Below are 7,611 nucleotides of genomic sequence, written 5' to 3'. Positions count from 1 at the left end.
GGGCGACGGGGTGGGCACCGCGCTGCCGGGCGCCGCCGAGTGCGCGGTCTCCGGCACCCGCAGCACCAGCGGGACCGGGGGCGCCGGCTGCCGCGCCGCGGCGGGCGAGGGCACGCCCTTGACGGTGCCGTCGGAGCCGAGGAACGCGGGGTCGCCGCCGGGGACCATGCCCAGCTCGCGGGCCCGGCGCTGGAGCGCCTCCGGCGCCGAGTAGGCGTCGATGTCCCGCTGGAGCGCCTGCTCCTCGTCGGTGAGGCTCTTGGTGTCCCGCTGGAGGTCGTCCAGCCGGAACGAGCCCTCGCTGAGGGCGGAGTTCAGGACCAGCAGCCCGATCAGCCCGCCGCCCAGGAGCAGCACGACGAGCAGCACGAAGGGCGTGCGGGCGGCCTGGTTGCCCGGGGCGGCGGGCATCAGCCGGGCCAGCCTCGCGGCCCGCCCCCTCGGTTCCGGTGCCGCGCTCACGCGTGCCCCCGTGGGTCCGTCGTCCCCGTCCACCCGTGCGCCTCGCTCACTCCACGTCCTCCCTGATGCGCTCGGCGCCGCGCAGGCGGGCCGGCGCGGCCCGCCGGTTCTCGGCGACCTCTTCCTCGGTGGGAAGTTCGGCACCCCGCGTGAGGAGCTTGAGCCGCGGTTGGTACCGCTCGGGCACCACCGGCAGTCCCGGTGGCGCCGTGGTGGCCGCTCCGCCCGCGAAGACCTGCTTCACCAGCCGGTCCTCCAGCGAGTGGTAGGAGAGCACGCCGATCCGGCCGCCGACCGCGAGGGCGCGCACCGCCGCCGGGATCGCCGCCTCCAGGACCGACAGCTCGCCGTTGACCTCGATGCGCAGCGCCTGGAAGGTGCGCTTGGCCGGGTTGCCGCCGGTGCGCTTGGCGGCCTGCGGCAGGGCGTCCCTGATCAGCTCGACGAGCCGGGCGCTGGAGCTGAACGGCTCCTTCTCGCGCTCCCTGACGACCGCCGAGACGATCCGCTTGGCCTGCTTCTCCTCGCCGTAGGCGCGCAGGATGCGGACCAGCTCGCCGGGCGGGTAGGTGTTGAGGACCTCGGCGGCGCTCATGCCGGTGCTCTGGTCCATGCGCATGTCGAGCGGGGCGTCCTGGGCGTAGGCGAAGCCGCGGTCGGCCTCGTCGAGCTGCATGGAGGAGACACCGAGGTCGAAGAGGACGCCCTGGACGCGCGGGGTGCCCAGGCGGTCCAGGACGTCGGGCAGCTCGTCGTAGACGGCGTGGACCAGGGTGGCGCGCTCCCCGAAGGGCGCGAGCCGCTCCCCGGACAGGCGCAGCGCCTCCTTGTCGCGGTCGAGGGCGACGAGGCGGGCCTCGGGGAAGCGGGTCAGCAGTGCCTCGCTGTGGCCGCCGAGGCCCAGGGTGCAGTCGACGACGACCGCGCCGGGCCGCTCCAGGGCGGGGGCCAACAGGTCCAGGCACCGCTGGAGCATCACCGGGACATGTCGACTCTGGCTCAAGGGGCCCTCTCAGGTCGGGCGGGACCGCGCGCACCGCCGGGTCCCCGCCCGCTCGGGAAGGGGAGGTGGGCCGGCGCCGGAAGCGTCAGCCGACCGGGAGCGGGAGGAGGCCGAGCCGTACGTACGCGCCGCGCACGTGGGGAGTTCCGGCGAGAGCGCCGGGTCCTCCGGGGGATCTCAGTGCAGCAGGGAGCACCTCGCCTCCCGCTTCGCGTCACTTTAGTCGACGGTGTCGCGCGGTCAATCAACCGGCCTGCGCGGCGCGGCAGTCGTCGTCCGCAGCGCTCCCGGAGGGGAAAATCACCCGTGCGGACCCACCGTCCGACCCATGTGGCTTACCTCACAAAGAGGACGTGATGACGTTCCTTTTCCGCTCCCAGCGCAGGACCGGAACGGCTGTGACCAGTACCGTCATGGATATGACGACTTCAGCATCAGCCACCACCGGGCACGAGGACGCCATAGCGGGCGGCGACACCGTGATCGACCGACTGGTCGGGGCGAACGAGGAGTACGCCTCCGCCTTCACCGACCCCGGGATGGACGCCAGGCCCGTCCTGCACGTCGCGGTCGTGTCGTGCATGGACGCCCGTATCGACCTCCACGCGGCGCTCGGCCTCCAGCTCGGCGACTGCCACACCATCCGCAACGCGGGCGGCGTGGTCACCGACGACGTGATCCGCTCGCTCACCATCAGCCAGCGCAAGCTCGGCACGCGCAGCGTGATACTGATCCACCACACGGGCTGCGGCCTGGAGGCGATCACCGAGGAGTTCCGCACCGAGCTGGAGATGGAGGTCGGCCAGCGTCCCGCGTGGGCGGTGGAGTCCTTCCGGGACGTCGACCAGGACGTGCGGCAGTCCATGCAGCGCGTGCGGACCTCGCCGTTCCTCCAGCACACCGACGACGTGCGAGGCTTCGTCTTCGACGTGAAGACGGGTCTGCTGCGCGAGATCGATCCCGCGTGACGCGGTCCCGCCCCTTCTCGTTCCTCGCACCACGCGCGCGTACCGATGACCAAGCATCGTAAAACCCGACATATCGCGGGCAGTTGTCCACAGTCGAGTGACACGAATCGGTAACGGCGGCAAGAATGCGGTGGAGGCGTCGCGCGGGACCGCTCCCGCGCGCCGTCCGTGATCCGGGGTGGGCCGTAGTGCGCTGCGAAGCGTCGGCCACGAGAAAGTACGGGCCGAGGAGGGCCGGGTGACGACCTATGACGATCGAGCGCGCCTTACAGATCTGACCGCCACCGCGGAGCGTGTGCGCGGTTCGGTGGAGGGAGTGATCGAGGGCAAGCCCGAGGTCGTGCGGCTCGCGCTGACGGTGCTCCTCGCCGAGGGGCACCTGCTGATCGAGGACGTCCCCGGCGTGGGCAAGACGATGCTCGCCAAGGCGCTGGCGCGGTCGATCGACTGCTCGGTGCGGCGCATCCAGTTCACCCCCGACCTGCTGCCCTCGGACATCACCGGCGTGTCCATCTGGGACCAGCAGCGCCGTGACTTCGAGTTCAAGCCCGGCGCGATCTTCGCCCAGATCGTGATCGGCGACGAGATCAACCGCGCCTCCCCCAAGACCCAGTCCGCGCTGCTGGAGTCGATGGAGGAGCGGCAGGTCACCATCGACGGGCAGACCTACGAACTGCCCAGCCCCTTCATGGTGGTGGCCACCCAGAACCCGGTCGAGATGGAGGGCACCTACCCGCTGCCCGAGGCCCAGCGCGACCGCTTCATGGCCCGGGTCTCGGTGGGCTACCCCAGCCCGGAGGCCGAGCTGCAGATGCTCGACGTGCACGGCGGGGTCTCCCCGCTGGAGGACCTCCAGCCGGTCGCCCACGCGCACGACGTCGTGAAGCTGGTGGAGACGGTCCGGGGCGTCCACGTCGCCGAGACGGTCCGCCGCTACGCCGTCGACCTGGTCTCCGCCACCCGCACCCACCCCGATCTGAGACTCGGCGCCTCCCCGCGCGCCACGCTGCACCTGCTGCGCGCGGCGAAGGCGTCCGCCGCCCTCGACGGCCGGGAGTACGCCCTCCCGGACGACGTGCAGTCCCTGGCCGTCGCCGTCCTCGCGCACCGGCTGCTGCCGACCGCGCAGGCCCAGCTGAACCGCCGCAGCGCGGAGCAGGTGGTCCAGGAGATCCTCCAGCGCACCCCGGTGCCCCAGCAGCAGGGCGGGTCAGGCGGTCACGGCACCCCGGGATACGGCCAGCAGCCGCCCCGGAGGCTGTGATGGCCGACGGCGCGCCGGCACCGGCGGACGGGACCGAAGGCGCCGACGGCACCGGCCTGCGGGCGGCCCTGGCGGGCCTGACCACCCGCGGCCGCTCCTTCTTCGCGGCCGGCGTGGCGGCGGCGATCTGCGCCTACGTGCTGGGCCAGAGCGATCTGCTCCGGGTCGGCCTGCTGCTCGCCGTGCTGCCCCTGGTGTGCGTGCTGTTCCTGTACCGCACCCGATACCGGGTGGCGGGCAGCCGCAGGCTCTCCCCCGCGCGCGTGCCCGCAGGCAGCGAGGCCCGGGTCCATCTGCGGGTGGACAACGTCTCCCGGCTGCCCACCGGACTGCTCATGCTCCAGGACCGGGTGCCCTACGTGCTCGGACCGCGACCGCGCTTCGTGCTGGACCGGGTGGAGCCGGGCGGTCGCCGCGAGGTGTCCTACCGGGTCCGCTCCGACCTGCGCGGCCGCTACCCGCTGGGCCCCCTCCAGCTCCGGCTGAGCGACCCGTTCGGCATGTGCGAGCTGACCCGCTCCTTCTCCTCCCACGACACCCTGACCGTCGTCCCGCGCGTGGAGGCGCTGCCGCCGGTGCGGCTGCGGGGCGAGTCGACCGGGTTCGGCGACGGCCGCCAGCGCTCGCTCGCCCTCTCCGGCGAGGACGACGTGATCCCGCGCGGCTACCGCCACGGCGACGACCTGCGCCGCGTCCACTGGCGCTCCACGGCCCGCTACGGCGAGCTGATGGTGCGCCGGGAGGAGCAGCCGCAGCGCGCCCGCTGCACGGTCCTGCTGGACACCCGGGGTACGGCCTTCCTCGGCGCGGGGCCCGACTCGGCCTTCGAGTGGGCGGTGTCGGGCGCCGCGTCGGTCCTGGTCCACATGCTCGAACGGGGTTACTCCGTGCGGCTGTTGACGGACACCGGCAGTGCGGTGCCGGGCGAGGGCGCCGACGGGTTCGCGGGCGCGAGCCAGCAATCGGCGGACGCGGCAGGGCTGTTGATGGACACCCTCGCCGTGATCGACCACTCCGACTCCACCACCCTCTCCCGCGCCTACGACGTGCTGCGCGGCGGCGGCGAGGGGCTGCTGGTCGCGTTCTTCGGCGAACTCGACGAGGAGCAGGCCGCGGTGGCCGCGAAGATGCGCCGCCGCAGCGGGGGCGCGGTCGCCTTCGTGCTGGACGACTGGTCGTGGATCAGGGAACCGACCGCCGTCCCCGGACCGTCGGACGGGACGGAGGACCGGCTGCGGATGCTCCGCGAGGCGGGCTGGACGGCGGTGCGGGTGCCGCGCGGCTCCTCGCTGGAGGAGCTGTGGCGGCAGGCGGACCGGGAGCGCACCGGCCTCGCCGCACCGGCCGGGACGAGCGGCGAGGGGACGGGTCGATGAGCGGTCGGGCACGGCTGGCGCTGTGCGCCTGGGCGGCGACGCTGATGGCGTCCTGCGCCCTGCTGCCGCTGGTCTCCCCCGCCACCTGGATCCTCCAGGCCGCCGTCATGCTGGGCGTGCAGACCCTGGTGGGCGCGGCGACCCGGCGGGTGCCGCTGGCCCGCGCGCTGACGGTCGCGTCGCAGGCGCTGGTGGCGCTGCTGATGCTGACGCTGGTGTTCGCCCGCGAGCAGGCGGTGGCCGGGTTCGTGCCCGGCCCCGACGCCTTCCGGCACTTCGCGGAGCTGTTCCGGCAGGGCGGTGACGACATCGCCCGGTACGCCATACCGGCCCCGCTGGGCTCCGACGGCATCCGGCTGATGCTGCTGGGCGGGGTGCTGGTGATCGGCCTCGCGGTGGACACGCTCGCGGTGACGTTCCGCAGCGCGGCCCCGGCCGGGCTGCCCCTGCTGGCGCTGTACTCGGTCGCCGCGGGGCTCTCCGAGGGCGGCGCGGACTGGCTCTGGTTCCTGGTCGCGGCGGTCGGCTACCTGACGCTGCTGCTCACCGAGGGCCGCGACCGGCTCTCCCAGTGGGGGCGGGTCTTCGGGGGCACCCCGCGCGCCCCGGGCGGCGATCCGGGCGCGCTCGCCCCGGTGCGGACCGGACGGCGCATCGGCGTGGTCGCCCTGGGGGTGGCCCTGGTGGTGCCGCTGGCGCTGCCCGGGATGAACGGCGGCCTGCTGGACGGCACCGGGACCGGTGTCGGCACGGGCAGCGGCCGCGGGGGCACGATCTCCGCGGTCAACCCCCTGGTGTCGCTGCGGGACAGCCTGAACGTCGACGAGGACCGCCAGGTCCTCTCCCTGCGCACCAACACGGACGACACCTCGGACCTGTACCTGCGGATCGTCTCCCTGGACGACTTCGACGGCAGCACCTGGAAGCCCGCCAAGCGGCACATCGTCGCCGTCCCCGACCGGCTGCCCGCCCCGACCGGGCTGCGCGGGGACGTGAAGCGGACGGAGATCGAGACGCGGATCTCGGCGGCCGACTGGTACGCCCAGGACTGGCTGCCGATGCCGTACCCGCCCAGCGGGGTGGAGGTCTCCGGGAGCTGGCGCTACGAGCCGGTCGGCATGACCCTGGTCGGCGACCACGGCGAGACCACCCGGGGCAAGACGTACCTGGTCAAGAGCCTGTCCGTACGGCCGACCGCCGAGCAGCTCGCCGACGCCCCGCAGCCCGCGGCGGCGCTGCGGCGCGCGTACACGAAGCTGCCGGGCTCGGTGCCCGCGGTGGTCGCGAAGACCGCACGGCAGGTCACGGCGGGCAGCGCCAACCCCTACGAGCAGGCGGTCAAGCTCCAGGACTACTTCACCCTGGACGGCGGCTTCCAGTACAACACCCAGGTGCAGGTGGGCAGCGGCCCCGACGCCATCGCCCGCTTCCTCGCCGACAAGGAGGGCTTCTGCGTCCACTTCTCCTTCGCGATGGCGGCGATGGCCCGCAGTCTGGGCATCCCGGCCCGGGTGGCGGTGGGCTTCGCGCCCGGCTCCCCGCAGGCGGACGGCTCGGTGGCGGTGAGCCTGAAGGACGCCCACGCCTGGCCCGAGCTGTACTTCGAGGGCGTGGGCTGGACCCGCTTCGAACCGACCCCGAGCCGGGGGACGACGCCGTCGTACACGCAGTCCGAGGCTCCCGGCGACACCCTCCCCGACGTGGCGCGGCCCTCGCAGTCGGCGGGCGCCTCCACGTCGGCGGCGCCGTCGGCGAGCGCGAGCTGCGACCGGGTCAAGGACCGGGACCTGGACGCCTGCGCGGGCGCCCTGCCGCTGGACACGGCCCGGCCCGGCACCGGTGACCGGGCCTGGTGGGCGGTGGCCGGGTGGTCGCTGCTGGCCCTGCTGGTGGTGGCCCTGCCGCTGCTGCCGCTGCTGTGGCGGACCCGCAGACGGGCCGTGCGGCTGGCGTCCGCCCGGCACGGCGGGGTCCAGGTCCCGGCGCCCGACCGCGTGCTGTTCCTGTGGCGCGAGCTGACGGACACCGCCTGGGACCACGGCATCGTGCCGGACGACGCGCTGACCCCGCGCCGGGCGGCGGCGCGGATCGTGCGGCTGGGCGAGCTGGATCCGGCGACGGCGGAGTCGGTGCACCGGGTGGCGGGCGCGGTGGAGCAGGTGCTGTTCGCCCCGCGGCCGAGCCCGATGGAGGGCCTGGCGCAGGACGTCCGGGCGCTGCGCGCGGCCCTGTGGCAGCGGGCCGGATGGTTCTCCAGGATCCGCGCGGTGATCGCACCGCGCTCCTCGGTCCGCGCGCTGTGGGCGGTGCAGGACCGCTGGGCGGGGCTGCGGGCGGGCTGGGCCGCCCGGTGGGCGGCGCTGTCGGCACGCCGTCCCTGGCGCCCCTCGGGACAGCACCAGGGCAACTGACCCGACCGGGTGAGCGACACGGCCGGGGGCGGCCGGAAAGGACTTCGCCGGCCGCCCCGGCCGTTCCCGTGACGGGGCCCGCTGGGGCCGGGTCGCGAGATCGGGTCGCCGTGAACGGGACCGCCGG

The 7,611-nt window shown here is 74.3% G+C and carries 6 protein-coding genes; 4 read left to right on the top strand and 2 right to left on the bottom strand.

Annotated elements, in window-relative coordinates:
* On the bottom strand, nt 1–462 hold a 462-nt coding region (locus GA0115242_RS33650; protein WP_256089819.1), incomplete at its 3' end, for a septum formation initiator family protein.
* 46 nt (nt 463–508) lie between these two features.
* A complete protein-coding gene (gene rsmH / locus GA0115242_RS33645; RefSeq protein ID WP_093835322.1) occupies nt 509–1,465 on the bottom strand; it encodes a 16S rRNA (cytosine(1402)-N(4))-methyltransferase RsmH in 957 nt (318 codons plus the stop codon).
* Nucleotides 1,466–1,884: 419 nt separating this feature from the next.
* On the opposite strand from rsmH, the gene GA0115242_RS33640 reads away from it, so the two are divergent.
* From GA0115242_RS33640 to GA0115242_RS33625, 4 genes are all read left to right on the top strand, one after another.
* The gene (locus tag GA0115242_RS33640; RefSeq protein ID WP_237549462.1) at nt 1,885–2,433 is read left to right on the top strand and encodes a beta-class carbonic anhydrase; all 549 of its coding nucleotides are present in this window, start codon (nt 1,885–1,887) and stop codon (nt 2,431–2,433) included.
* 238 nt (nt 2,434–2,671) lie between these two features.
* On the top strand, nt 2,672–3,697 hold the full coding sequence (locus GA0115242_RS33635) for an AAA family ATPase (RefSeq protein ID WP_093835318.1): 1,026 nt from the start codon (nt 2,672–2,674) through the stop codon (nt 3,695–3,697).
* Nucleotides 3,697–5,073 (top strand): DUF58 domain-containing protein, encoded by a 1,377-nt coding sequence (locus GA0115242_RS33630; RefSeq protein WP_093835316.1) that lies wholly within the window; start codon nt 3,697–3,699, stop codon nt 5,071–5,073. Before GA0115242_RS33635 ends, GA0115242_RS33630 begins: the two co-directional genes overlap by 1 nt.
* Nucleotides 5,070–7,484 carry a transglutaminase TgpA family protein gene (locus GA0115242_RS33625; protein ID WP_093835324.1) on the top strand — a complete coding sequence of 805 codons (2,415 nt, stop codon included), beginning with the start codon at nt 5,070–5,072 and terminating at the stop codon, nt 7,482–7,484. Before GA0115242_RS33630 ends, GA0115242_RS33625 begins: the two co-directional genes overlap by 4 nt.
* Nucleotides 7,485–7,611 lie beyond the last annotated feature (127 nt).

It is taken from the genome of Streptomyces sp. SolWspMP-5a-2 (assembly GCF_900091845.1).
Taxonomy (GTDB): domain Bacteria; phylum Actinomycetota; class Actinomycetes; order Streptomycetales; family Streptomycetaceae; genus Streptomyces; species Streptomyces doudnae.
Note: the sequence above shows the minus strand (reverse complement) of the source record. Positions and strands in the feature narration are given on the sequence as shown.